At 71.4% G+C, this 23,535-nt stretch carries 23 protein-coding genes and 1 tRNA gene; 10 read left to right on the forward strand and 14 right to left on the reverse strand.

Features of this window, described 5'->3' with window-relative positions:
- The 4 genes from Q0L54_RS02005 to Q0L54_RS02020 all read left to right on the forward strand — a co-directional run.
- On the forward strand, positions 1–462 hold a 462-nt coding region (locus Q0L54_RS02005; protein WP_296665065.1), incomplete at its 5' end, for a septum formation initiator family protein.
- A gap of 10 nt (positions 463–472) precedes the next feature.
- Positions 473–979, forward strand: coding sequence for a DUF501 domain-containing protein (locus Q0L54_RS02010; RefSeq protein ID WP_296665067.1), 507 nt, complete (start codon positions 473–475; stop codon positions 977–979).
- Positions 980–992: 13 nt separating this feature from the next.
- A complete protein-coding gene (locus Q0L54_RS02015; protein ID WP_296665069.1) occupies positions 993–1,946 on the forward strand; it encodes a Ppx/GppA phosphatase family protein in 954 nt (317 codons plus the stop codon).
- 19 nt (positions 1,947–1,965) lie between these two features.
- A tRNA-Leu gene (locus Q0L54_RS02020) sits at positions 1,966–2,042 on the forward strand.
- Between the two features lie 124 nt (positions 2,043–2,166).
- Here Q0L54_RS02020 and ptsP read toward each other — a convergent pair.
- Genes ptsP through Q0L54_RS02045 form a run of 5 tightly spaced genes read right to left on the reverse strand, consistent with a single transcriptional unit; the run spans position 2,167 to position 7,957 of the window.
- Positions 2,167–3,846 (reverse strand): phosphoenolpyruvate--protein phosphotransferase, encoded by a 1,680-nt coding sequence (gene ptsP, locus Q0L54_RS02025; RefSeq protein WP_296665071.1) that lies wholly within the window; start codon positions 3,844–3,846, stop codon positions 2,167–2,169.
- Between the two features lies 1 nt (position 3,847).
- Entirely contained in the window at positions 3,848–4,120 is a 273-nt protein-coding gene (locus tag Q0L54_RS02030; RefSeq protein ID WP_296665073.1) for an HPr family phosphocarrier protein, read from the reverse strand.
- Between the two features lie 27 nt (positions 4,121–4,147).
- Positions 4,148–6,196 (reverse strand): fructose-specific PTS transporter subunit EIIC, encoded by a 2,049-nt coding sequence (locus Q0L54_RS02035; protein WP_296665075.1) that lies wholly within the window; start codon positions 6,194–6,196, stop codon positions 4,148–4,150.
- A 22-nt stretch (positions 6,197–6,218) separates the two neighbouring features.
- A complete protein-coding gene (pfkB, locus tag Q0L54_RS02040; protein WP_296665077.1) occupies positions 6,219–7,169 on the reverse strand; it encodes a 1-phosphofructokinase in 951 nt (316 codons plus the stop codon).
- Positions 7,166–7,957 (reverse strand): DeoR/GlpR family DNA-binding transcription regulator, encoded by a 792-nt coding sequence (locus Q0L54_RS02045; RefSeq protein ID WP_366937920.1) that lies wholly within the window; start codon positions 7,955–7,957, stop codon positions 7,166–7,168. The genes pfkB and Q0L54_RS02045 overlap by 4 nt, the downstream gene beginning before the upstream one ends.
- Before the next feature lie 130 nt (positions 7,958–8,087).
- Between Q0L54_RS02045 and Q0L54_RS02050 the strand changes: the two genes are divergently transcribed.
- Positions 8,088–8,906, forward strand: a complete 819-nt coding sequence (locus Q0L54_RS02050; protein ID WP_296665079.1) for a Bax inhibitor-1/YccA family protein — start codon at positions 8,088–8,090, stop codon at positions 8,904–8,906.
- Positions 8,907–8,981: 75 nt separating this feature from the next.
- On the opposite strand, the gene msrA is transcribed toward Q0L54_RS02050, so the two are convergent.
- Positions 8,982–9,626 (reverse strand): peptide-methionine (S)-S-oxide reductase MsrA, encoded by a 645-nt coding sequence (gene msrA / locus Q0L54_RS02055; RefSeq protein ID WP_296665081.1) that lies wholly within the window; start codon positions 9,624–9,626, stop codon positions 8,982–8,984.
- A 127-nt stretch (positions 9,627–9,753) separates the two neighbouring features.
- Here msrA and Q0L54_RS02060 point away from each other — a divergent pair, with 127 nt between their 5' ends.
- From Q0L54_RS02060 to Q0L54_RS02070, 3 genes are read left to right on the forward strand one after another with little or no spacing between them, the layout of a single operon-like run.
- Positions 9,754–11,019 (forward strand): AI-2E family transporter, encoded by a 1,266-nt coding sequence (locus Q0L54_RS02060; RefSeq protein ID WP_296665083.1) that lies wholly within the window; start codon positions 9,754–9,756, stop codon positions 11,017–11,019.
- 9 nt (positions 11,020–11,028) lie between these two features.
- Positions 11,029–12,186: a 23S rRNA (uracil(747)-C(5))-methyltransferase RlmC gene (gene rlmC, locus Q0L54_RS02065; protein ID WP_296665084.1), complete on the forward strand. Its 1,158-nt coding sequence runs from the start codon at positions 11,029–11,031 to the stop codon at positions 12,184–12,186.
- A gap of 53 nt (positions 12,187–12,239) precedes the next feature.
- Positions 12,240–13,715: a polysaccharide deacetylase family protein gene (locus Q0L54_RS02070; protein WP_296665086.1), complete on the forward strand. Its 1,476-nt coding sequence runs from the start codon at positions 12,240–12,242 to the stop codon at positions 13,713–13,715.
- Between the two features lie 14 nt (positions 13,716–13,729).
- Here the strand turns inward: Q0L54_RS02070 and greA are convergent, their stop codons facing one another.
- The 3 genes from greA to Q0L54_RS02085 all read right to left on the reverse strand — a co-directional run bounded on the left by greA (position 13,730) and on the right by Q0L54_RS02085 (position 15,521).
- Positions 13,730–14,212 (reverse strand): transcription elongation factor GreA, encoded by a 483-nt coding sequence (greA, locus tag Q0L54_RS02075; protein WP_296665088.1) that lies wholly within the window; start codon positions 14,210–14,212, stop codon positions 13,730–13,732.
- An 81-nt stretch (positions 14,213–14,293) separates the two neighbouring features.
- On the reverse strand, positions 14,294–14,683 hold the full coding sequence (locus Q0L54_RS02080; protein WP_296665091.1) for a DUF4307 domain-containing protein: 390 nt from the start codon (positions 14,681–14,683) through the stop codon (positions 14,294–14,296).
- 181 nt (positions 14,684–14,864) lie between these two features.
- Positions 14,865–15,521, reverse strand: a complete 657-nt coding sequence (locus Q0L54_RS02085) for a hemolysin III family protein (protein ID WP_296665092.1) — start codon at positions 15,519–15,521, stop codon at positions 14,865–14,867.
- A 76-nt stretch (positions 15,522–15,597) separates the two neighbouring features.
- On the opposite strand from Q0L54_RS02085, the gene Q0L54_RS02090 reads away from it, so the two are divergent.
- On the forward strand, positions 15,598–16,362 hold the full coding sequence (locus Q0L54_RS02090) for an isoprenyl transferase (RefSeq protein ID WP_296665124.1): 765 nt from the start codon (positions 15,598–15,600) through the stop codon (positions 16,360–16,362).
- A gap of 442 nt (positions 16,363–16,804) precedes the next feature.
- Positions 16,805–18,100, forward strand: a complete 1,296-nt coding sequence (locus Q0L54_RS02095) for a PhoH family protein (RefSeq protein WP_296665126.1) — start codon at positions 16,805–16,807, stop codon at positions 18,098–18,100.
- Positions 18,101–18,161: 61 nt separating this feature from the next.
- On the opposite strand, the gene Q0L54_RS02100 is transcribed toward Q0L54_RS02095, so the two are convergent.
- The 5 genes from Q0L54_RS02100 to Q0L54_RS02120 all read right to left on the reverse strand — a co-directional run bounded on the left by Q0L54_RS02100 (position 18,162) and on the right by Q0L54_RS02120 (position 23,495).
- Complete coding sequence (locus Q0L54_RS02100; protein WP_296665094.1) at positions 18,162–19,226, reverse strand: ABC transporter substrate-binding protein; 1,065 nt, start codon at positions 19,224–19,226, stop codon at positions 18,162–18,164.
- The gene (locus Q0L54_RS02105) at positions 19,223–20,068 is read right to left on the reverse strand and encodes an ABC transporter ATP-binding protein (RefSeq protein ID WP_296665096.1); all 846 of its coding nucleotides are present in this window, start codon (positions 20,066–20,068) and stop codon (positions 19,223–19,225) included. Before Q0L54_RS02105 ends, Q0L54_RS02100 begins: the two co-directional genes overlap by 4 nt.
- Positions 20,065–21,096 (reverse strand): iron chelate uptake ABC transporter family permease subunit, encoded by a 1,032-nt coding sequence (locus Q0L54_RS02110; protein ID WP_296665099.1) that lies wholly within the window; start codon positions 21,094–21,096, stop codon positions 20,065–20,067. The genes Q0L54_RS02105 and Q0L54_RS02110 overlap by 4 nt, the downstream gene beginning before the upstream one ends.
- Complete coding sequence (locus Q0L54_RS02115) at positions 21,093–22,088, reverse strand: iron ABC transporter permease (RefSeq protein WP_296665102.1); 996 nt, start codon at positions 22,086–22,088, stop codon at positions 21,093–21,095. The genes Q0L54_RS02110 and Q0L54_RS02115 overlap by 4 nt, the downstream gene beginning before the upstream one ends.
- A 99-nt stretch (positions 22,089–22,187) precedes the next feature.
- Positions 22,188–23,495: a glutamyl-tRNA reductase gene (locus tag Q0L54_RS02120; protein ID WP_296665103.1), complete on the reverse strand. Its 1,308-nt coding sequence runs from the start codon at positions 23,493–23,495 to the stop codon at positions 22,188–22,190.
- Positions 23,496–23,535 lie beyond the last annotated feature (40 nt).

The raw sequence follows: 23,535 nt of genomic DNA on the forward strand, positions 1-23,535 counted from the left end.
GGTCCGAGCGCGCACGCCCGTCAGGGAGCGGCCCGCAACCGCATCGAGCCGGCGAAGGCCCGCGGCTCCTGGTTCACGGCGTTCTCGTGGCGGCTCGCGGTGCTGGTGGGCGTGGTGGTGCTCGCGGCGGCCGTGGTGCTGCCGTCCCTGCGCTCGTACTTCCGGCAGCAGGAGGAGCTCGCCGCGCTGCGGGCCGACGCCGTCGCGGCCCAGCAGGAGGTCGACGACCTCTCGGCCGAGGCCGCGCGTTGGGATGATCCCGCATTCGTGGTCGCGCAGGCTCGCGAACGGCTCGCGTACGTGTTCCCGGGGGAGACGCCGTATCGCGTGATCGACCCGGAGACCGTCGAGGGCGCGGTCGACGGGTCGCCGGCGGCCGTGGCCGAGACCGAGTCCGACGAGTCGGGCACCTGGTACACGCGGCTGTGGGACTCGCTCGAGACGGCCGGTGCCGCCGACTAGGATTCCCAGGGTGACGGACACCCCTGCGACCGAGCGCGACGTCGACGTGCTGGCCGCGCAGCTGGGCCGGGCGCCCCGCGGAATCGTGGCCATCGCGGCCCGGTGCGCGTGCGGCAACCCCACGGTGGTGCACACCGCGCCGCGGCTGCCGGACGGCACCCCGTTCCCGACGCAGTACTACCTCACGCACCCTGACGCGGTCGCGGCGGTCTCCACGCTCGAGGCCAACGGCGCGATGCGGACCATGCAGGACCGGCTGGGCGAGGACGAGGCCCTGGCGACGTCGTATCGGGCGGCGCATGACCGCTACCTGGAGGAGCGGTACGCGCTGGGCGACGTGCCGGAGATCCACGGCATCTCGGCCGGCGGGATGCCCGACCGCGTCAAGTGCCTGCATGTCCTGGTGGGTCATGCGCTCGCGGCCGGACCGGGTGTGAATCCCTTCGGCGACGAGGCGTTGGCCCTGATCGCGGACGTGTGGCGGCCGGACCGCTGCACCTGCGCGGTCGACGTCTGACTACGCTGATGCCATGCGTGTAGCCGCCATCGACTGCGGGACCAACTCGATCCGCCTGCTCATCGCCGACGTCGACGCGGGCGCCGGTACCCTCACCGACGTGGTGCGGACCATGACCGTGGTGCGCCTGGGTCAGGGCGTCGACCGCACGGGAGAGTTCGCCCAGGATGCGCTCGACCGGACCTTCGCCGCGGCCGATCTCTATGCCGCCGAGTGCCGCGTGCACGGGGTCGCGGCGATCCGGTTCGTCGCGACGTCCGCGACCCGCGACGCGCGCAACCGCGACGTCTTCCTCGACGGCATCCGCACCAGGCTCGGGGTCACCCCCGAGGTGATCTCGGGGCAGGAGGAGGCGGCGCTGTCCTTCCGTGGTGCGACGGGCGCTCTCGACGCCGCGCACGACGGCCCGTTCCTGGTGGTGGACCTCGGCGGCGGCTCGACCGAGGTGGTGCTGGGGACCGAGGCTCCCGAGGCGGCGCACTCGATGGACGTGGGCTGCGTGCGCATGACGGAGCGGCATCTCGCCGAGGATCCGCCGTCCGCCGTCCAGGTCGAGGCCGCCGAGCGAGACGTGCACGCCGCGATCGATGATGCCTTCGCGGGTGTGCCGGTCGAGCGCACGGCGACGCTCGTGGGGCTCGCGGGCTCGATCACGACGGTGACGGCCCACGCGCTGGGGCTGCCCGAGTACGACCGTGCCGCGATCAACGGCGCCGTGATCGACATCGACGACGCGATCCGCGCCTGCGAGGACCTGCTTGCGGCCTCGCGGGCCGAGCGCGCGGCGCTCGGCTTCATGCATCCCGGCCGCGTCGACGTGATCGGCGCTGGTGCGCTGGTCTGGAAGACCGTGATGACCCGGGTGCGCGATGCGGTGGTCGCCGCCGGCGGGCACTTACCCCACGTGGTGACCAGCGAGCACGACATCCTCGACGGCATCGCGTTCTCCGCCGCCGAGCGGGCCTGACTCGTCGCACCGTCCCACCGCCCCCGTAGCCCAACTGGCAGAGGCAGCCGACTTAAAATCGGCGCAGTGCGGGTTCGAATCCCGCCGGGGGCACCATGGGCGGCCGTGTCGTCACAGTAGTTAACGTGTTAACGACACGGTCGTTAACACGTTAACGATGTGCGGCAAGGGTGGCGCGATCCCCGCGTCACCCATGCGGGCGGCGTGGGGATCGCGGCCGTCAGAGGACGGCGGTGAGCTCCGGGTTGGCCGCCGCGCGCACGGCGTCGCGGGCCTCCGTCGCGGACCTGGCGCCGCGGGCCACCTCAGCCAGCTCTCGGCACTGGTCGAGGGTGTGCAGCGACAGCGCGAGCTTGACCGCGGGCACCTTCTTGGGTGCCATGGAGAGGCTCCCGACGCCCAGGCCCGTCAGCACGAGCGCCAGGTAGGGGTCTCCGGCGGACTCGCCGCACACGCCCACCGGCTTGCCCGTCGCCTCGCCGCCCGCGCAGGCGGCGGCGACCACGTCGATGACGGCCGGCTGCCAGGGGTCGAGAAGGTCGGACAGCTCGCCCTCCATGCGGTCCGCGGCCATCGTGTACTGGGCCAGATCGTTGGTGCCGAGGGAGCCGAAGTCGACCTCTTCGAGCACGTGCCGCGACCGCAGCGCGGCCGCGGGCACCTCGATCATGACGCCGGACTTGGGCAGTCCCGCCGCTTTGACGCGCGCCGCGAACCAGGAGGCCTCCTCTGCGGTGGCGACCATCGGCGCCATCACGCGGACGTCGGCGCCGGTCTCGCGAGCCGCGATGGCGAGCGCCTCGAGCTGCGAGTCGAGGAGCTGCGGCATGGCCTGGCACAGGCGCAGCCCGCGGCGGCCGAGCGCCGGGTTCTCCTCCTCGCCCAGGTTGGCGAAGGCGAGCGGCTTGTCCGCGCCGGCGTCCAGCGTGCGGACCACCACGCGGCGGCCCGGGAACGGCTCGAGCACCTTGCGGTAGATCTCGGCCTGCTCCTCGACCGTCGGCTGGGTGGTCGCAGACAGGTAGACGAACTCGGTTCGAAAGAGCCCGACGCCCTCGAGGTCCTGGGCGCCGGCGGCCACCGCATCGTCCACCCCGCCGATGTTCGCGAGCAGGGCGACGGCGTGGCCGTCCTTGGTGGTGCCGGGGCCCTCGACGCCGGCGAGCGCCTGGGCGCGCCTCTCGCGGTGCACGCGCTGCGCCTCGATCAGCTCCATGTCGGGGTCGAGGGTGACCTCGCCGGAGTCCCCGTCGACGGCGACAACGGTGCCCTCGGGGATCTCGGTGGCGCCATGCAGCTGCACCACGGCGGGGATGCCCATCTGGGCGGCGAGGATGGCGGTGTGCGACGTACGCCCGCCCGCCTCCGTGATGATGGCGACCACCTTGGTGCGGTCGAGCGCGGCGGTCTCCGCGGGCGCCAGGTCGAGGGCGACGATCACTGACGGGCCGTCGAGCGTGGGCACGCCGGGGGCGGGCACGCCCAGCACGGCGGCGACGGCGCGGGATCCCACATCGCGAAGATCGGTGACGCGCTCGGCGAAGTAGCCGCCCAGCGCCTCGAACTGCGCCGCATACTCCTCCACCGCGGCGGCGATGGCGTTGGCGGGGCCCTTGCCGGCGCCCACATGCTTGCCGGCGGACTTCGCGAGGCCCTTGTCGCGCGCGATGAGCGCGGTGGCCTTGAGGATGGGGGCGGCGTGCTCGTCCGCGGCCGCCGCGCGTTCGTCGAGATCCGCGGCCACGGCCGCGAGCGCTCCCAGCACCGCGTCGACCGCGGCGCCGGAGTCGGTAGGCATCGGTTCGTCGGCCGGGGGCCGGACCGGCGGTGCAACCTGCACCACCGGCCCGGCCACTGTTCCGGGGCTGACGCCGACTCCCGTGCGGGTGTCGCCGGACATGTCAGCCCTCCGCGTCGAGATCGCGTGCGAGAAGCTCGACCAGGGAGTCGAGCGCCTCGTCCGCGCCGTCGCCCTCAGCCGTGAGGACCACCTCCTCGCCATGCTTCGCGCCGAGCGCCATCACGCCGAGGATGCTGGCCGCGTCGACCGCCTCCTCGCCGGGACGGCCGATCTCGACGTCCAGCCCGGTGCCCTGCGCCGCCTCGACGAAGAGGGCGGCGGGACGGGCGTGCAGGCCTACAGACGATCCGATCGCGACGGTGCGCTGTGCCATGGGAGTTCTCCTTCTTGAGTTGATGTGTCAGACGGTCGCGACGGCGTCCACCGTCGCGAGCTTCGAGTCGCGGGACTTGAGCGCGATGACGATCGCGGCCATCACCAGTACACCGGCGGCGAGCGCCACCAGGAACCAGAGGAACCCGCCCATGAGGGGCAGCACCCAGATGCCGCCGTGCGGTGCACGGAGCGTGACGCCGAAGATCATCACCAGGCCGCCGGTGAGCGCGGAGCCCACCACGGAGGAGGCGATGACGCGCACCGGGTCGGCGGCCGCGAACGGGATCGCGCCCTCCGAGATGAACGATGCGCCCAGCAGCCACGCGGCCTTGCCGTTCTCACGCTCCGGCTCCGAGAAGAGCTTGGGTCGCACCGTGGTGGCGAGCGCCATCGCGAGCGGGGCGACCATGCCTGCGGCCATGATGGCGGCCATGATCGTCAGCGCCGGAGCGTCGGTGGCGGTTCCGGCCGCGGCAAGCCCCGCCGTGCCGAAGAAGTACGCGACCTTGTTGACCGGGCCGCCCAGGTCGAAGCCCATCATGGCGCCCAGCACCAGGCCGAGCACGAACGCGGAGCCGCCCTGGAGGCCGTTCAGCCACTCGTTGAGGGCATCGGACAGGCCCTTGATGGGCCCGCCGAGCAGGGTGATGAACAGACCCAGGGTGATGAAGCTCGACAGCATCGGGATCACCACCACCGGCATCACGCCGCGGACGCCCTTGTGGACCTTCCAGGAGGCGATCCACTTGGCGGTGAGACCACCGAGGACACCGGTGACGATGCCGCCGAGGAAGCCGGCGCCCATGGTCGCGGCGACCGAGCCGCCCACGATGCCGGGAACCAGGCCGGGGCGGTCCGCGATCGCGAACGCGATGAAGCCCGACAGGATCGGCACCAGGAATCCGAACGCGGCGCCTCCGATGACGAACAACAGAGCCGCCCAGGAGGTCAGGCTGAGGACATCGAAGTTCTGCGCGATGTTGAACTCGTCGCCCGACGTGAGGTTGTACTTCACGATCTCGATCGCGCCGTTCTCACCCAGCGCAACCTGCGCGAGCATGAAGGACAGCGCGATCAGGATTCCGCCCGCGGCCACGAACGGGATCATGTAGGAAACACCGGTCATCAGCCACTGGCGGATCTTGGTGCCGATGCCGGCCTTATCGTCGACCTTCGAGGTGAGGCCGGCGGAGGCTCCGGACGCGGCCATGGCTGCGGCCTTCGACGGGTCCGCCTTCCACTCGCCCGCGAGGGCGACCGCCTGCGATACCAGCGCGGGCCCGTCGGAGATGGCCTTCTTGACGCCCACGTCGATGAGGGGCTTGCCGGCGAAGCGCTCGGCGTTACGGACCTCCACGTCGTGGGCGAAGATCACGGCGTCGGCCGACGCGATCTGAGCGGCGGACAACGGGTTGGCGCCCGCAGAGCCCTGGGTCTCGACGAGCATCGTGTGCCCGGCGTCCCTGGCGGCCTTCTCGAGCGCCTCGGCCGCCATGTAGGTGTGGGCGATACCGGTGGGGCAGGAGGTGACCCCCACGAGCGTGAGGCCGGCCGCTGCCGGTGCGGCGGCTGCCGCGGGGGCGGCTGCTGCCGGTGCGGCGGCGGGGGTGGGCGCGGGCGTGGCGACGGGGGCGTCGCCCACTTCGGCCTCGACGATGGCGACCACCTCGGCCTGCGTGGTCGCGGCGGCAAGCGCGGTCTTGAAGTCGTCCTTCATGAGCGCCTTGGCGAGCCTCGGAAGCACCTTCATGTGTGCATCGGACGCACCCTCGGGCGCCGCGATGAGGAACACCAGCGTCGCCGGGCCGTCCTTGGCACCCCAGTCGATGCCGTCGGCGCGCCCGAAGGCGAGCGTGGGCTCGGTGATGGCGGCGCTGCGTGCGTGGGGGATCGCGATGCCGCCGGGGAGCCCGGTGGCCATGGTCTCCTCGCGCTTGCGCACGTCCGCGATGAACGCATCGAGGTCGGTACACCGGCCCGTCGCGACCAGTGTCTCCGCCAGCGCGCGCGTGGCGGCGTGACGGTCGGTCGCGGCGAGGTCGAGGATGACCTGCTGCTCGTGGATGAGTGACATGGGGGTTGTTTCCTTTCTCGGGTCAGCTGTGACCCAGTGCCAGGTCGAGGCGTGGGTGGTGCGTGAGATCCACGGGGATTCCGTGGAGGTCTTCGGGGGTGGGGACGCGGCTGCCCGGAAGCGTGACCGCCGCGGCTCCCCAGGCGACTCCTTGGGCGAGGGCGTCGGCGGCGGGCAGCCCTCGGCTGAGCCCGTGGAGAAGTCCGGCCAACATGCAGTCGCCCGCGCCCACCGTGGACAGCGCGGCGGAGATGGTGGCGCGGGCATGGATGGCCTGGTCTGCGGTGACCAGCAGCGCGCCGTCGGCACCCAGGCTGACGGCGACCACGCCGATCCCGGTCGCGACCAGCTCGGCTGCGGCGTCGCGCACGTCTCCGAGGGTGGCGAGGTCATGGCCCACCAGCTCGGCGAGTTCCTCGTGGTTGGGCTTGATGAGGTCCGGCACGGCGGCCACGGCCGCGGCAAGCGGGGCTCCGGAGGTGTCGATCGCGGCGAGCGTGCCGAGGCCGTGGGCGCGGGAGATCAGCTGCGCGTAGAGGTCGACGGGCGCGCCGGGCGGGAGGCTTCCGCACCCGACCACCCACGCCGCGTCGGCCGCCGCGGCGACGGTCGCATCGAGGAGCGCCTCCACCTCGACTGCCGAGAGCACCGGCCCGGGCTCGTTGAGCTTGGTGGTGGTGCCGTCCGGCTCGAGCACGGAGACGTTCATGCGGGCGGCGCCCGCGATGGGCACGGAGCGGCGCGGGACCTCGGCGGCGTCCAGCAGCTCCTCCAGGAGGTGGCCCTCGGGCCCGCCCACGGGGAGGATCGCCACGGCGTCGCCGCCCTGCGCACTGATGGCGCGGGCGACGTTCACTCCCTTGCCTCCGGCATCGACGCGGATGTCGGTGGCGCGATGCACCTCGCCGCGCTGGAGCGTCTCCACCGTGATGGAGCGGTCGACGCTCGGGTTGGGGGTCAGGGTCACGATCATGCGGTCACCACCTCGGGTCCGGCCGCGCGCAGCTCGTCGGCGACGTCATCGGACAGATCGGCGTCGGTGACGACGAGGTCCACGTCTGACAGCTGCGCGAAGCGGTGTAGATGATCGTCGCCGGCCTTCGAGGAGTCGGTGGCGACAATGACGCGCCTGGCCGCGGCGACCATGGCGCTCTTGATGGCGGCCTCCGCCTGGTCGGGGGTGGTGAGCCCCCGCGCCGCGGAGATGCCGTTGGTGCCGATCACGGCGACGTCGACCACGACGTCGGCGAGCGCGGCCTCTGCCCAGTCGCCCACGGTCGCGGCGGTGACGCCACGGACGCGGCCGCCCAGCACATAGAGCGAGATTCCCGGGCGCGACGCGAGTGCCGCGGCCGCGGGGATCGAATTCGTGATCACCGTGAGCTCCGCGTCGGCGGGCAGGAGCTCGATGATGGCCTGCGTGGTGGAACCCGCGTCGAGCAGCACTGTGCCGCCGTCGGGAAGCTCGTCGAGGATCCTCGCGGCGATCCGCCGCTTGATGTCGATGTGCCGGATCGAGCGGGACGCCAGCGTGGGTTCGATCTCCAGCCGCTCCACCGGGATCGCGCCGCCGTGGACGCGGCGCAGGGAGCCGCGACTCTCGAGGGCCGTGAGGTCTCGGCGGATGGTCTCGGGAGTGACGGCGAGGGCGTCGGCGAGTGCGGCGACCTCGACCCGGCCCGCGGCGCGTGCCTGGGTCAGGATGCGCTGCTGCCGCTCCGTCGCGTACATCTGTGTGAACTCCTGTGTCCGATTGGCCACATAAAACCACAGAACCAAAAGCAATGCAACATAAACGGATGTCCGCCTGTCGCGTCGGTCCCCGAGGAGGCGGCGGTGGTGCGGCCCGTGCCCCAGGTACACTGATCCGGTCTACCGACGAGGAGGAATTGTGGCAAGTCCAGTGTTCAGCAGGTCCAAGGAGTTCAAGGCCGATCCGCTGCTCGCGCAGCAGAGCGCAGTGGACCTCCAGACGCAGTTCGACGCCCCCGCCGGCACGCCCGGCTACGTGGCCGAGGACCGCATGAGCTATCCCGGTGTGACGGGTAAGGCGGCCGGCCTGGGAATCCTCGCGATCACCACGGGTGGCGCCGGGTACGTCCTGGTGGGCCAGTCCGAGGCCGCGCTGCTCTTCGCCTTCGGCGCGGGCCTGGTTGCCATGGTGGTGGGCCTCATCGCCGCTTTCAAGCGCACGCCCGGCCCCGCTCTCGTGGGCCTGTACGCGCTGCTCGAGGGCTTCTTCCTGGGCGCGATCACCGTCTTCATCGAGCAGCAGTTCGAGGTGCCCGGCGCCGGTCTCCAGGCGCTTGGCGCCACCGCCGTCACGTTCCTCGTCTGCCTGTGGCTCTACCGCTCCGGCAAGGTCCGCTACACCAGCAAGCTGCGCAAGATCTTCCTCATCGGCGGAATCTCGTACCTGGTGTTCGGCCTCGTCAACATCGGCTACATGATCTTCAGCAGCTCGAACTCCGCCTTCGGGCTGCGCAGCGACGTCGAGTTGTTCGGCATCCCGCTGGGCATCATCATCGGCGTGGTCGCGGTGCTGCTGGCCTGCATCTCGCTCATCGGCGACTTCGACTTCATCGAGAACGGCGTGAAGAACGGGCTCCCGAAGAAGGTCGAGTGGAAGGCCGCGTTCGGCCTCATCGTGACGCTCGTCTGGCTCTACCTCGAGTTCCTGCGCATCATCGCGCTGCTGAACCGCAACTGACGCGACGCACCGAAAGGGGCTCCCGACCGCAAGGTCGGGAGCCCCTTTCGCGTCTCCGGGGGGCGGAGTCGCGGGTCAGGCGTAGCTGACCTGGCAGAACCCGTGGTTGCAGTAGCCGGCGGGGTTCTTGTGCAGGTAGCCCTGGTGGTAGTCCTCGGCGTAGTAGAACGTGCCGTCGCCGGCGTCCTCGCTCCGGGCGATCTGCGTGGAGATGGCGCCGTAGCCCTTCTCCGACAGCCTCGTCTGGTAGCGATCGCGGGACGCCTCGGCGGCCGCGAGCTGCTCGCCGGTGGTCGCGAAGATCGCCGATCGGTACTGCGTGCCCACGTCCCCGCCCTGCCGGTTGGGGGTGGTCGGGTCGTGGTTCTCCCAGAACTCCGCCAGCAGCTGGTCGACCGTCACCATGGCGGGGTCGTACACCACCTGGACGGTCTCCGTGTGGCCCGTGCGGGAGGTGCACGTCTCCTGGTAGGTGGGGTTCCTGGTCCATCCGCCCATGTAGCCCACCGCGGTCGAGTAGACGCCGGGGGTCTGCCAGAAGATGCGCTCCGAGCCCCAGAAGCAACCCATCGCCACGTACAGCACCTCGTGGCCTTCGGGCCACGGTCCCGTCAACGGTGTGCCGAGCACCACGTGGCGGTCGGTGATGGGGATCGCCGCGTCGCGTCCCGTGAGGGCCTTGTCCGGCGTGATCATGGCGGTCTTGTCCAGTCCGAGCATCGATGCTCCCTTCCGTCCACTCGAACGTGCTGGTCGCCTGATCTGTTCCGCAGCGGGCGCGACGCCGGATGGCGACCGCCCGCCCCGGCCTCCCGGTACGGGACGATGCGCGCGCTAGGCTCGCGTCATGCCTGAACCGGCCGAGGATGCGACCGCGCCCGACACCCCACCCGCCGACGTCGTCGTCGAGAGCGTCCCCGTCTGGCTGCGGGTGAGTGCGGCGTGGTCGTGGCGGCTGATCGTGGTCGGCTTCGTCATCTTCATCCTCTACGAGAGCTTCACCACGCTTGCTCCCGTGGCGCTGCCGCTGATGATCGCGCTGCTGATCGCGGCGCCGCTCGAGCAGCTGGTGAGCCGTCTTCAGAAGTGGGGGATCCCGCGCGCGGCGGGTGCTCTGCTGGCGATCTTCACCCTCGTGATGGTGGTGCTCGGGTTAGGAGTCGCCGCGGGGAGTTCGGTGGTCGCCGGCTTCGGAGACCTCCAGGAGGCCGCGGTCAACGGCTTCAATCAGTTCCTCGACTGGCTGGTTCAGGGGCCCATCCACATGTCGCGAGAGCAGATCGATCAGATCATCGGCAATGCTCAGTCGACGCTGCAGGACAACGCTTGGGGTGTCGCGACAGGTGCCTTCACTGTCACCGGCACCATCGGCGCCCTTCTCGCCGGAAGCATCGTCGCGTTGTTCTCCCTGTTCTTCTTCCTCAAGGACGGCCGCAAGCTGTGGCTGTGGTTCGTGGGCCTGCTGCCCAAGCGGCGCGCGGGGCGCGCCGACCGCGCCGGCTTGACGGCCTGGCTGACGTTGCGCCGGTACACGGAGACCAGCGTGTTCGTGGCCTTCATCGACGCCGTGGGCATCGGCGTGGGCGCGTGGCTGCTGGGGATTCCGCTGGCGCTGCCGATCGGCATCTTCGTGTTCCTGCTGTCCTTCATCCCGCTGTTCGGTGCCACCATCTCCGGCGCCATCGCGGTGCTCGTCGCGCTGTTCGACGGCGGGTGGGTCACGGCCGTCTGGATGGCCGTGATCGTGCTGGGCGTGCAGCAGCTCGAGGGCAACATCCTCTACCCCTGGCTGTTCGGCAAGGCCATGTCCCTGCATCCGCTGGCGATCCTGCTCACGGTCTCCATCGGCACCCTGCTGCTCGGTCTCGTGGGTGCGGTGATCGCGGTTCCCATCGTCTCGTTCTGCTACGCGTTCGCGCGGTCGCTGCACGGTGAGTATGCGGCCGGGCGAGAGCCTCCCGCCGACTCGGGCTCGATCACGGTGCTGACCGAGCATCCCAAGGACGCCCTCAAGCGCGCGCGCGACGCCATCACCCGTACCGGCGAGATCGCCGTGCGACGCCGCCCTCGCCACGGCGACGGCGACGAGCACGGCCACGACGGGCCCGCCTAGACTCCACGCGTGCGCTGCGCCTACTACGACTCCGGGGTCTGCCGCTCGTGCACCCTCCTCGAGGTGCCGCACCTCGGCCAGGTTTCCGCGAAGCAGGCCGGCCTCGCCTCACTCCTGCGCGAGGCGATCGGAGATCGCGCCGCGGGCATCGACTGGCTCGACCCGCTCGTCAGCGCCGAGCAGGGCTTCCGCACCAAGGCGAAGATGGTGATCGCCGGCACCGTCGACGCGCCCACGGTGGGGATCCTCGACGCCGACGGACGGGGCGTCGACCTGCGCCACTGTCCGCTGTATCCCGACGCCCTGGCCGCATCGTTCCCCGTGCTCGCGCGCTTCGTGTCACGCGCGCGGCTGGAGCCCTACGACGTCCCGGCGCGCCGCGGCGAACTGAAGAACGTGATCGTCACGCTGGCTCCTGACGGCTCCCTGATGGCCCGCCTGGTGATGCGCTCGACGGAGTCGCTCGCGCGCATCCGCAAGCATCTGCCGTGGCTCTTGGCGGAGCTGCCGGCGCTAGCGGTGCTGACGGTGAATGTCCTGGGCGAGCACCGGGCCGTCCTCGAGGGTGAGCGTGAGATCGTGCTCACGGATCGCGACTCCCTCGCCATGGCCATGGGCGACGTGGTGCTGCACCTGAGGCCGCAGAGCTTCTTTCAGACCAACACGGCCATCGCGCGTGACCTCTACTCGCAGGTCGCGGCCTGGGTGGACGATGCGGCGCCCGCCGCCGTCTGGGACCTCTATTGCGGCGTGGGCGGGTTCGCGCTGCACTGCCTCCGCGGCGGGCGCTCCGTGGTCGGCGTGGAGTCCAGCGCGCAGGCGGTCGAGAGCGCGCGCACCAGCGCCGCCGAACTGGCGCGAGCCGGCGTCCCGGGCGCGGACCTCGCAACGTTCGTCGCCGCGGACGCCACTCGGTGGGCGGCGGAGCAGGCGCGGGCGCCGGACGTGGTGATCGTGAACCCGCCGCGCCGGGGCATCGGCGCGGAGCTCGCCGGGCTGCTCGATCGCTCCGCCACGGGCACCGTGGTCTACTCGAGCTGCAACGCGGTGACGCTGGCACGTGACCTCGCGGCGATGCCGTCGCTCGCTCCGGTGCGCGGGCGGCTGCTCGACATGTTCCCTCACACCGCGCACTACGAGGTGGCGATGGTGCTCGAGCGCCGGTGACCACGACGCGCGTCTTCGTGTGGTTTCCTGGTCTCCCGTCCTGAGGAGGAACCATGCGCACCGCCGCACCGCTGACCGCCCTCGCCGTGCTCGCACTCGCCGCATGCAGCCAGTCCTCCACGGACGCCTCACCCACCGCATCGGCGCCCGGGGCATCGTCGCCTCCCGCCGTCGACTTCGTGGCGCCCGAGCTGTCCACGGTCGACCCGACGATCATCGCGGGCCTCGACGTGCAGGTGGACGAGAGCCTCGCCGAGGGCCACTACACCTACGAGGCGGTCCCCGTGCTGCCCAACGCCCAGGACTTCACTGCGATCATGCGGGAGTACATCGCCCCCAGACTGGATCGGTTCCGCGAGATCGAGCAATCCGCGGACGGCGACACCAGGCCCGAGCTGACCATCTCCTGGGACATCGTGGCCGCGTCGCCGCAGGTGTGGGGCGTCCGGCTGACCAGCGCGGAGGTGGGCGGAGACGCCTTCGACGGCGACGCCGAGACCGTGTGGATCGACGTGGCCGCCCGCGAGCAGCGGTGGGTCACCGACCTCTTCGAACCCGACGCGCTGCCCGAACTGGTCTCGCGGATCTACGACGCGGGCGTCTCCGACCCGCGCATGGACCAGCAGCTCTTCAACGAGCAGATGGACGGCGAGCTCGAGGCCTTCGACTCGGTGGCCTTCACCACCGAGGGTCAGCTGTGGGTCGAGTTCGACAGGGCGCAGGTCTCGACGTCGACCACTCCGATCGGAGTCGAGGTGGACCCGGACGGCCTGCTGTCCGACTTCGGCAAGCTCGCGCTCGAGGCGGCGCTCAGCCCTTCGGACCCCGCGGTCCCGGCGATCCCGCAGCCGTCTCCCAGCCCCGTCGAATCGACCTCCGCGCCCGCTTCGGAGCGCCAGACGCAGGAGCTCGAGGGCGACACGGACTGCGGCGTGGAGAAGTGCATCGCGCTCACGTTCGATGACGGCCCGGTCGCGGCCACCAATGATCTTCTCGACGTGCTCCAGGATCGCGGGGTGAAGGCGACCTTCTTCATGGTCGGCAAGAACGCGACGGCCAACCCCGCCGTGGTGAAGCGCATCGCGGAGGACGGTCACGCGCTCGGCAACCACACCTGGGATCACCCGCAGCTCACCCGCCTCTCGGCGTCCGAGGTCCGCAAGGAGATCGAGCGCACGTCCGACGCGATCGAGGCCGCGGCGGGGGTGAGGCCCACGCTGCTACGGCCGCCCTACGGCGCGACCAACGGGACCGTGGCGGACGTGGCGGCGGAGCTGGGGATGCCGCAGATCCTGTGGGACGTGGACCCTGAGGATTGGAAGGACAAGAACTCGGACACGGTGCGCGAGCGCGTGCTGGGCAACGCTCATCGCAATGCGATCGTCCTGTCGCATGACATCCACTCGACCACCCGCAATGCGTATGCGGCGATCATCGACTCGCTCATCTCAGACGGCTACACGCTGGTCACGGTGCCCGATCTCCTCGATGATCTGGAGCCCGGCAAGAAGTACTTCAACGGCAAGTAGCCGCGCGGCCGCGGTCAGCCCGTGAACGGCTCCGCGGCGATCACGGTGACGGTGATCTGCTTGCCGTTGGGGGCCTCGTACGAGGTCTCCGCGCCCGCCTTGAGCCCCAGGAGCGCGGCGCCCAGCGGCGACTGGGCGCTGAACACGTCGAGGTCCGTGCCCTCGGCGATCTCGCGCGAGCCCACCAGGAAGCGCATCTCACGCCCCATCACCTCTGCGGTCACCACGGTGCCGGAGGCGATGGTGCCGTCGAAGGTGGCCTCGCCCACGGTCGCGGTCTCCAGCTTGCGCCGGAGCTCCTGAATGCGCGCCTCCATCTTGGCCTGCTCGTCGCGCGCGGCGTGATACCCGCCGTTCTCCTTGAGGTCACCCTCCTGGCGACGCTCGTCGATCTCCTTGGCGATCTCCCCGCGGCCCACGTTGACCAGCTGGTCGTACTCCGCCTGCAGGCGGTCGTAGGCCTCCTGGGTGAGCCAGGTCTCGGTGCTCTCGGTCACGGTGCCTCCCTTGGGACAAGGTGAGCCACGATATCAAGGCCCGTGCGGCGCGCCCAACTCGCCGTCCGCATCGTCCCTCCGTCAGCCGACGGGCTCGCAGTACTGCACCTGCGCGGTGGTGGCTTCTTCGGTGGTGACGATGCTGGTGGTGAGGCGCTGCTCGGTGCCGTCAGCCCGCGACACCGGCTGGGTGGTCACGCCCACCTCGGTGAAGCGCGGGTTGAGCGCGCGGATCTGGCACACCGCGTCGCGGTCGTCGTAGAGGTAGACCTCGTAGGTCGCCACGATCTCGGTGGCGGACTCCACGGAGAAACCCACGTCCTTCCAGCGCACCGGCTGCGTCGCCGCCACCAGCGCGTACCAACTGACCACGCCGATCAGCGCGGCGAGGCCCAGCCCCACGAGGATCCAGCCGCGGCGGCTGAGGCGCGGCAGGGCGGACGATTCGTCCTCGGACGGCGGGGTGCTCATGATGAGGCAGGATAGTCGGGTCAGAGAGGTGGACATGTCGTCAGACTTCAGCGGAGGGCCGGGCTTTCTCGCCTTCCTCGCCACGTTCGGGCTCGTGGTCGCGGGCGTCCTGCTGTTCCTGTCGCTCAATCGGCACCTCCGCAAGGTGCGCAGGCGCGATGCCCGCGAGCGGGCCGAGGCGTCAGGCGACGCGGAAGGCCGCGAGGGACGCGGCGATGAAGTGACAGGTGAACCCGGCGATCGTTAGCGCGTGGAAGATCTCGTGGAACCCGAAGTACCGGGTCGAACCGCGAGGCCACTTGGTGCCGTAGATGATGGCGCCCACCGTGTAGCAGAGGCCGCCCGCGATGATGAGGACCACCACCGCGAGGCCGCCGGCCTGGTAATACGGGCCGATGAAGCCGATGGCCACCCATCCCAGCGCCAGGTAGATGGGCACGTACATCCACCGGGGCGCACCCAGCCACAGCACCCGGAACAACAGGCCCAAGATCGCGCCGGCCCACACCAGCGTGAGGACCACGACGCGCGTGGTGCCGTCCAGCAGCAGCACCGTCAACGGCGTGTAGGTGCCCGCGATGATGAGGAAGATGTTCGCGTGGTCCATCCGGCGCAGGATCGCCCGGGTGGAGTCGGACCAGTTGCCGCGGTGGTAGACCGCGGAGGTGCCGAACAGCAGCACCGCCGTGAGCGTGAACACCGCGAAGGACACCCGTCCCGCCTGCGTGGGGGCGAGGGCGACCATGAAGATTCCGGCGATGAGCGCGAGCGGCGCGGCGCCCAGGTGAAGCCACCCGCGCAGCAGCGGCTTGCCTTCGACAGGGAGGTTCTCGGCCATGAACCTACGATACCGTAGGTTATGCGCCCGGAGTACGGTGGTGGCAGTCTCCGCAGGCGAGAGGGAACGGGTGTCGATGGGCCTCAACGCGCTGGTGTACGGCACGTACGAGAAGCGGCTGGCCCGTACCCTCAAGCGCACCGGCGTGGCTCCCCGGCACATCGGCGTCATCCTCGACGGGAACCGTCGGTGGGCGCGTTCGACCGGGTCCTCGACCTCCCAGGGACACCAGAAGGGCGCCGACAAGATCACCGAGGTGCTCGAGTGGTCGCAGGACGCCGGGGTCGAGGTGGTGACCCTGTGGATGCTGTCGACGGACAACCTGGCGCGGGATCCCGAGGAGCTCGCGCCGCTGCTCGAGATCATCGCCACCACGGTCGAACGCCTGGCCCAGGACGGACGATGGCGGTTGCGGCACGTGGGCGACGTGTCACTGTTGCCCACGGAGACCGCGCGGCGTCTCTCCGCGGCCGTGGACATCAGCGCCGGCGCCCCCGGCCTGCAGGTCAACGTGGCGGTGGGGTACGGCGGGCGGCACGAGATCGCCGAGGCCGTGCGCAGCTTCCTGCGGGATGGGGTGGACCAGGGGCACTCGCTCGAGGAGGTCGCGGAGAGCTTCGCCGTCGAGCACATCGCCGAGCACCTCTACACCAAGGGCCAGCCGGATCCGGATCTGGTGATCCGTACGTCGGGGGAGCAGCGGCTGGGAGGGTTCCTGCTGTGGCAGAGCGCCCATTCCGAGTTCTACTTCTGCGAGGCGTACTGGCCGGACTTCCGCCACATCGACTTCCTGCGCGCGCTGCGCGACTACTCCCAGCGCGAGCGCCGGCTGGGTCGCTAGCGCCGCCAGCGCACCGTCCCAGCGCCTCCCGCGTGCGCCGCTCCACACGGTGAGGCGCCAGCACAGCAGGATCGTGACGTCCGCGGCGCATTGACCCAGGAGGCCGGTGGAGGGGTGCACGATGCGTGTGGAGGGGTGTTCGGGGCGGCCCGCCTGGTAGCCGCGGGACGCCGGACAAACAGGGACACGCCCGAGCGCGGGTGCCGAGTTACAACTGTGTGAACTTTCCGCGTGTGGCGTTCCCGATGGCGCGATCCGGGCGTAGCGTCGGCCTCGTGGTAACTACACGACGTCGCGTCGACAGGATGCTGACGTAACAGATCGCCGACAGGGCGATCGACGCCCTGCGGCCTTGACGCTGGGAGCCCCGTTGACCGCCTCGCCTAGCACCGTTCCTGCCACCGCCTCCGACCCCACGGTCGACACGACAGTCCGCACCTTCGTGCTGGACACGTCGGTCCTCCTGTCGGATCCCCGGGCACTCAAGCGATTCGCGGAGCACGCCGTGGTGCTGCCCGTGGTCGTGATCACGGAGCTGGAGGCCAAACGGCACCACCCCGAGCTGGGCTACTTCGCCCGCTCCGCGCTGCGCATGCTCGACGAGCTCCGTATCAAGCACGGCAAGCTGGACGAGCCGGTCGCGGCCAACGAGGCCGGCGGTACCGTGCGCGTCGAGCTCAACCACACCGACCCCGGCGTGCTGCCGTCCGGCTTCCGGCTGGGCGACAACGACACCCGCATCCTCGCCGTCGCGGCGAACCTGCGGGCCGAGGGTCACGCCGTGACGGTGGTCTCCAAGGACCTGCCGATGCGCGTCAAGGCCTCGGCGCTCGGCATCGAGGCGGAGGAGTACCGCGCGGAGCTCGCGGTCGAGTCCGGGTGGACCGGCATGCGCGAGATCCAGCTCACCGACGAGCAGATGTCGTCGCTGTGGGAGCACGAGTCGCTCGACGCCCCGGACCCCGCCGATTGCGGCGAGGACCTGACGTCGCTGCCGATCCACACGGGTCTGGTGATCCACGCCGGCCGCGGCAGCGCGCTCGGCCGGATCGGCGACGACGGCATCATCCGGCTGGTTCGCGGCGACCAGGAGGTGTTCGGCATCCACGGCCGGTCCGCGGAGCAGCGCGTCGCCATCGACCTGCTGCTCGACGAGTCCATCGGCATCGTGTCCATGGGCGGCCGCGCCGGAACCGGCAAGAGCGCGCTCGCGCTGTGTGCCGGGCTCGAGGCCGTCATGGAGCGGCGCCAGCACAAGAAGATCATGGTGTTCCGCCCGCTGTACGCGGTGGGCGGCCAGGACCTGGGCTACCTGCCCGGCTCCGAGGCCGAGAAGATGAACCCCTGGGCGCAGGCGGTGTTCGACACGCTGGGTGCGATGGTCTCGAGCGAGGTGCTCGAGGAGGTCATGGCACGCGGCATGCTCGAGGTGCTCCCGCTGACCCACATCCGCGGGCGGTCGCTCCACGACGCCTTCGTGATCGTGGACGAGGCCCAGTCGCTCGAGCGCAACGTGCTGCTCACGATGCTCAGCCGCATCGGCCAGTCCTCGCGCGTGATCCTCACGCACGACGTCGCGCAGCGCGACAACCTGCGCGTGGGCCGCCACGACGGCGTCGCCGCGGTGATCGAGGCCCTCAAGGGTCACTCGCTGTTCGCGCACGTGACGCTGGAGCGCTCCGAGCGCTCGGCCGTCGCGGCGCTGGTCACCGACATGCTGGAGCGGCTCGACCTCTAGGCCGGCCCGCCGGTCGCGACGAGGCCCCGCTCCCCACGAAGGGGAGCGGGGCCTCGCGCCGTCACGCGGAGGGGTCCGAGAACACCGGCACGTCGCTGCCCGGGTCGCCGTCGAGCGCGGCCTCGAGGCCGGGCAGCAGCGCGTCGAGCGAGTACAGGATCGACGAGGGCGAGTTGGCGAAGAATGCGCCTTCGAGGACGGTGTCCTCGATCCACAGGTTGCCGCCCTTCTGGGTGACCCCGATCGAGTCGAACAGGGGCAGGCCCTCGATGGTCGCGCGCACATCGGGCGTGGTGGCGGACTGCCAGATCACCAGGTCCGTGTCGAGCAGGTCGAGCTTCTCGGACGAGATGGTCACGAAGGAGCTGTCCGCGTACTCGTCGAGCGCGGTGACGTCGAGGCCCAGGTTCGCGAGGAACTGGTTGCGGTTGTCGCTCGACAGGTACACGCCGGGGTTGCCCTCGTAGTAGAAGCCCACCACGCCCGTCTTGCCCTCCCAGTCGGGGTGCGCGGCGCGCGCCGATGCGAACGCATCGTCGATCTCCGCGATGGCCTCCTGGGCCGGCCCGGAGGTGCCCGTCGCCTCGCCGATGAGCGTGAGCTCGGCGTCGAGCGGCATGCCCCACGGGTCGTACTGCGCCCCGCGGACGATCACCGGCGCGATGCCGGACAGCAGGTCGTACTCCTCCTGGGTGATGTTCGTGTACGTGCCCACGATGAGGTCGGGCTCGAAGGCGGCGATGGTCTCGGCGTCGATCGTGGTCGCGTCGAACAGCTCGGGCTCGGCGCCGGCCGCGACGCGATCCGCCTCCGCCCAGGGGCCGGTGCCGTACTCGTAGCCCTGCCAGCTGATGGGGATCGCGACGGGCGCGACGCCCAACGCGTAGAGCAGCTCGTGCTCGCGGGAGCCGAGCGTCACCACCCGCTGCGGCTCGGACGCGACGGTCACGTCGCCGTACATGCCCTCGACGGTGACGGGGAACGCGGACTCCGTGCCGGCGGCGGCGGGCGCCGAGGCGGAGGAGCTCGGCTCGGCGGAGCCTCCGGATGAGCAGGCGGCGAGCGCCAGGGCGGTGACGGCCGCGAGGGCCGCGGTGGCGACGATGCGCGAGTGGCGCAGGGTCATGGGGTGTTCCTTTCCTCGGTGGTACTACGGGGAGGGTCGACCGGGCGGTCGTGGTGGCCGCCCGGAGGGGCGGCGGGGATGACGACGGGCGTGCCGGTGACCGGATCGGTCAGCACCCTGACGTCGAGCTGGAAGACGGAGCTGACGAGCCGCTCGGTGAGGACCTCCGCCGGGCTGCCGGCCGCGGCGATGCGTCCGTCGGACATCGCGACCACGTGGGTGGCGTACCGCGCCGCCTGCTGAAGGTCGTGGACCACCATGACGATGGTGCGCTGCTGGCGCGTGCGGAGGCGGTGCAGGAGGTCGAGCACGTCGTATTGGTGCGCGATGTCGAGGTACGTGGTGGGCTCGTCGAGCAGCATGAGCGGCGTGTCCTGCGCGAGCGCCATCGCGATCCATGCGCGCTGGCGCTGGCCACCGGAGAGCTCGTCGACCACCGCGTCGCGGATCGAGGTGAGCCCCGTCGAGTGCAGCGCGGAGAACACCGCGGCCTCGTCGGCGGGCGACCAGGGCCGCAGCACCCGCTGGTAGGGCGTGCGACCGCGCGCGACCAGCTCGCCCACGGTGATCCCGGGCGGCGCGATGGGCGCCTGGGGCAGCAGGCCGATGCGGCGCGCGACCTCGCGCGTGGGGAGCCTGTGGAGATCCTCCCCGTCGAGCAGCACCGCTCCCGTGCGCGGCGTGAGCAGGCGCGCGAGGGCGCGTAGCAGCGTGGACTTGCCGCACCCGTTGGGGCCCACGATCGCCGTGATGCCGCCGTCGGGGATGGCGACGTCGACGCCGTGGACCACCACGTGGTCTCCGTAGCCGAGCGTGACGTCCCGGGCCTCGAGCCTGGTCATGCGGAACCTCCTCGGGAGGCGCGCCACACCAGCCACAGCAGGTATGGCGCGCCGACGGCCGCGGTGAAGATGCCGACGGGCAGCTGGAGCGCGCCGGTGGCGTGCTGGGCCGCGAGGTCGGCGGTGAGCAGGATGGCGGCGCCCATGAGCGCCGAGGGGATGAGCGTCGCGCCCGCGTGTCGCGTCAGCCGGGCCGCGACGGCGGGCGCCACCAGGGCCACGAAGGCGATCGGCCCCACCACGGCCGTCGCGCCTGCGGCGAGCAGCACGGAGCACGCGGTCAGGACCAGTCGCGATCGCGTCACCGTGATGCCCAGGGCGCGCGCCGCATCGTCGCCCATCTCCAGCGTGCGCAGCGCGCGGGAGTGCCACAGGGCGATCGACCCGAGCACCGCGAGCAGGGCCGCGGCGAGCGCCACGTGTTGCCAGGTCCGCGACGCCGTGGACCCGACCAGCCACACGAGCGCGTCGCGTGCCTGGTAGATCTCCATGGTGGTGAGCAGGAACTGCGTGGCGGCCTGCGCCACGAACCCGATGCCGATCCCCGCGAGCACCAGGCGCAGGGGGACGATGCCGCGCCGCCAGGACAGCGTGACGATGAGCGCGGCGGCGGCGACCCCTCCGGCGGCCGCACCGGCGGCCGTGACCCAGATCGAGGAGCCGCCGATCGCGACGATGGTGAGCACGGCGCCCGTGCCGGCGCCGGCCGAGATGCCGATGAAGTCCGGCGACGCGAGCGGATTGCGCGTGAGCGATTGCAGGATGGCGCCCGCGAGGCCCAGCATGGCGCCCACGAGCGCGGTGGTGAACACGCGGGGCGCGCGCACCTGGCCCACGATGAAGTCGCCGGGGGCGCCCACCGAGATGCCTACGGCGGCACGCAGCGAGTCGAGCACCCCCACGTTCGCCCGGCCCACGGCGAGCGAGAGCACCACGAGCACCACCACCACGGCCAGCAGCGCCGCGCCTACGGCGAGCGTGCGCCGGTGCGTGGTGATGCCCAGCGGGCCCAGTCGCAGCACCGTCACAGCTCCACCACCTTCATGCGGCGGGCCATGACGGCGAACAGGATGCCGCCGATGAACGCGGTGGTCACCCCGACGGGGATCTCCGACGGCGGCGCGATCACGCGCCCGATCACGTCGCACACGAGCACCAGCGCGCCGCCCCCGAACGCGCACGCGGCCAGCAGCCAGGGGAGCGAGGCGCCGACGAACGGCCGCAGCAGGTGGGGCACGGCGAGGCCCACGAAGATCAGCGGGCCCGCGGCCGCCGTCGCGGCTCCCGCGAGCAGGGTCACCACCACGATGACCACCACCCGTGTGGCGGCGAGGTTGACGCCCAGCGCTCGCGCCGCATCGTCCCCCAGGGCGATGGCCTCGAGGTGGCGGGCGGCCACGAAGCCAGCCGCGATGGCCAGCAGCACGATGGGGATGAGCGCCGTGATGTCGTTGCCCTGGCGCCCCGTGAGCGAGCCGACCACCCAGAAGCGGAACTGGTCGAGCGCTCCGTCGAGCACCAGCAGCAGCGCGAAGGTGATGGATCCGAGCAGGGCGGCCAGCGCGACTCCGGCGAGCGCGAGCCGCACCGGTGCCCCGGCCGCCGCGCCGCGGGCGCCGATCGCGTAGACCAGCACGGCGGCCAGTCCGGCGCCCAGGAACGCCACCCAGACCTGCGAGGAGAAACCGGTCGCGGCCCCGGTGACGATGCCGAGCACCACGGCGAGCGAGGCGCCGGCGTTGATGCCCAGCAGGCCGGGCTCGGCGAAGGGGTTGCGGGTGAGGGACTGCATGAGCGCGCCCGCGACGGCCAGCGCGGCGCCCGCGAGCACGCCGATCACGGTCCGCGAGCCGCGGGTCTCGCGCACGATGCGCTGCAGATCGTCGCCCGGGTCGTAGGAGACGAGCGCGTTCCAGACGGTGCCGAGGTCGATGCCGCGGGCGCCCACGGCGAGCGACAGCGCCGCGGCCAGCGCGAGCGCCGCGGCGGCGGCGATCGTCACGAGGGCGCGCGTACGCATCGGTCTCCTTGGGGGGTGGCTGCACGTCGAGGTGCGCGAGTAAGGCTCGCCTAACCTAGCCCAGTCCGCGCGATTAACGCAACACTGCCGTTGGCAAAATCAGTCGGCGTGCGGAGCCTCGGCGGCGATCTCCGGCGCGGGGCACGCGGCGTCCGGCACCGCCACGTCGATCCCATAGAGAGCGCGGATCGCCTCGAGGTAGTGATCGGACTCGCCGGCCTGCGCGTGCTCGCGGGCGCGGATGGTGGGGGTGTGCAGCAGCGTCTTGGCGAAGCGGCGCAGCGCCAGCTCGATCTCGTCGGCGCGGTCGACGGCCTCCTGCGGAGCGCCCGCGGCAGGACGGGACCTCGCCACCTCGCGCTCGAGCAGGCCGAACACGTGCTCGCGCAGCGCCACCACGGCGGGGTCCAGCGAGCGCGCGGCCTCGCCGTCGCCGAAGCGGGCGACCGCGTGCGCGACGATCGCGCGGGCCGCGTCGATGGCGCCCACGGACTCGGTGGGGGCCTGGGCACCCACGTCGTCGAGGCCGATGACGGTGACGCCGCGCAGGTCGCCCACGCCGGGGGCCACGTCGCGATGCAGGGCCAGATCGACCAGGGTCAGCGGGTGGTCGAGGCCGTGGCGGGCCGCCGCGACCAGCGCCGGGGTAAGGACCACGGACTCCCCTCCGGAGCACGCGAACACCACGTCCGCCTCGCGCACCGCGAGCTCGAGCCCCTCCATGGGGATCGCCTCGACGCCGTGGCGCACGGCGAACTCCAGAGCGCGGTCCGAGGGCGAGTAGACGCCGAAGATCTGGGCGCCGCGCCCGTGCAGCGTGCCCACGGCGGTCTCGGCGAGCGCACCCGTGCCCACGATGAGGACGCGCGCGCCGTCCCAGCCCACGGTCGCGTCGGCCAGGTCGAGGGCGACCGACACCACCGATCGGCCCGATGTGCCGAGCCCGGTGGACGAGGCGACCACGCGGGACGTGCGCAGCGCGGACTGGAACAGCCGGTCGAGCCGCGGGGTGACCTCGTGTCGACGCTGCGCCTCGAGGTGTGCGCGGCGCACCTGGCCGCTGATCTCCCGCTCGCCCACCACCATCGACTCCAGGCCGGAGGCGACCGCGAGCAGGTGCCGGATAGCATCGTCGCCCTCGTAGGGCACCAGCGATTCGGCGACCGTCGCGGGGTCGAGCGCGCTCAACGCGGCGATCGCCTCGATCACCTCGTGGCGCGCCGCGTCCACGTCCTCGGTCTCCACGTACACCTCGAACCGATTGCAGGTGGGGAGCACCACCGCGCCGGCGACGGCGCCGTGCCGGCCCACCAGCGACGCGGCGAGCGTGTCCGCTCCCACCTGCAGCTGCTCGAGGATGGCGAGCTCGCGATTGCGGTGGCTGGCGACGAGGGACAGGAAGGGCACCCGCCAATTCTGACACGCGCCGCGGACAGGGCAGAATCGG

It is taken from the genome of Demequina sp., assembly GCF_024642165.1.
Lineage (GTDB): Bacteria > Actinomycetota > Actinomycetes > Actinomycetales > Demequinaceae > Demequina.

What these genes read in the sequence shown, in the direction of transcription:
- Q0L54_RS02060 (WP_296665083.1), top strand. Translation starts at nt 9,754, where the DNA reads ATGCCTGAACCGGCCGAGGATGCGACCGCGCCCGACACCCCACCCGCC.
- msrA (WP_296665081.1), bottom strand. Translation starts at nt 9,626, where the DNA reads ATGCTCGGACTGGACAAGACCGCCATGATCACGCCGGACAAGGCCCTC.
- Q0L54_RS02090 (WP_296665124.1), top strand. Translation starts at nt 15,598, where the DNA reads ATGGGCCTCAACGCGCTGGTGTACGGCACGTACGAGAAGCGGCTGGCC.
- Q0L54_RS02100 (WP_296665094.1), bottom strand. Translation starts at nt 19,226, where the DNA reads ATGACCCTGCGCCACTCGCGCATCGTCGCCACCGCGGCCCTCGCGGCC.
- Q0L54_RS02115 (WP_296665102.1), bottom strand. Translation starts at nt 22,088, where the DNA reads ATGCGTACGCGCGCCCTCGTGACGATCGCCGCCGCCGCGGCGCTCGCG.
- Q0L54_RS02035 (WP_296665075.1), bottom strand. Translation starts at nt 6,196, where the DNA reads ATGTCACTCATCCACGAGCAGCAGGTCATCCTCGACCTCGCCGCGACC.
- Q0L54_RS02015 (WP_296665069.1), top strand. Translation starts at nt 993, where the DNA reads ATGCGTGTAGCCGCCATCGACTGCGGGACCAACTCGATCCGCCTGCTC.
- Q0L54_RS02105 (WP_296665096.1), bottom strand. Translation starts at nt 20,068, where the DNA reads ATGACCAGGCTCGAGGCCCGGGACGTCACGCTCGGCTACGGAGACCAC.
- ptsP (WP_296665071.1), bottom strand. Translation starts at nt 3,846, where the DNA reads ATGTCCGGCGACACCCGCACGGGAGTCGGCGTCAGCCCCGGAACAGTG.
- Q0L54_RS02080 (WP_296665091.1), bottom strand. Translation starts at nt 14,683, where the DNA reads ATGAGCACCCCGCCGTCCGAGGACGAATCGTCCGCCCTGCCGCGCCTC.
- pfkB (WP_296665077.1), bottom strand. Translation starts at nt 7,169, where the DNA reads ATGATCGTGACCCTGACCCCCAACCCGAGCGTCGACCGCTCCATCACG.
- Q0L54_RS02085 (WP_296665092.1), bottom strand. Translation starts at nt 15,521, where the DNA reads ATGGCCGAGAACCTCCCTGTCGAAGGCAAGCCGCTGCTGCGCGGGTGG.
- Q0L54_RS02030 (WP_296665073.1), bottom strand. Translation starts at nt 4,120, where the DNA reads ATGGCACAGCGCACCGTCGCGATCGGATCGTCTGTAGGCCTGCACGCC.
- Q0L54_RS02070 (WP_296665086.1), top strand. Translation starts at nt 12,240, where the DNA reads ATGCGCACCGCCGCACCGCTGACCGCCCTCGCCGTGCTCGCACTCGCC.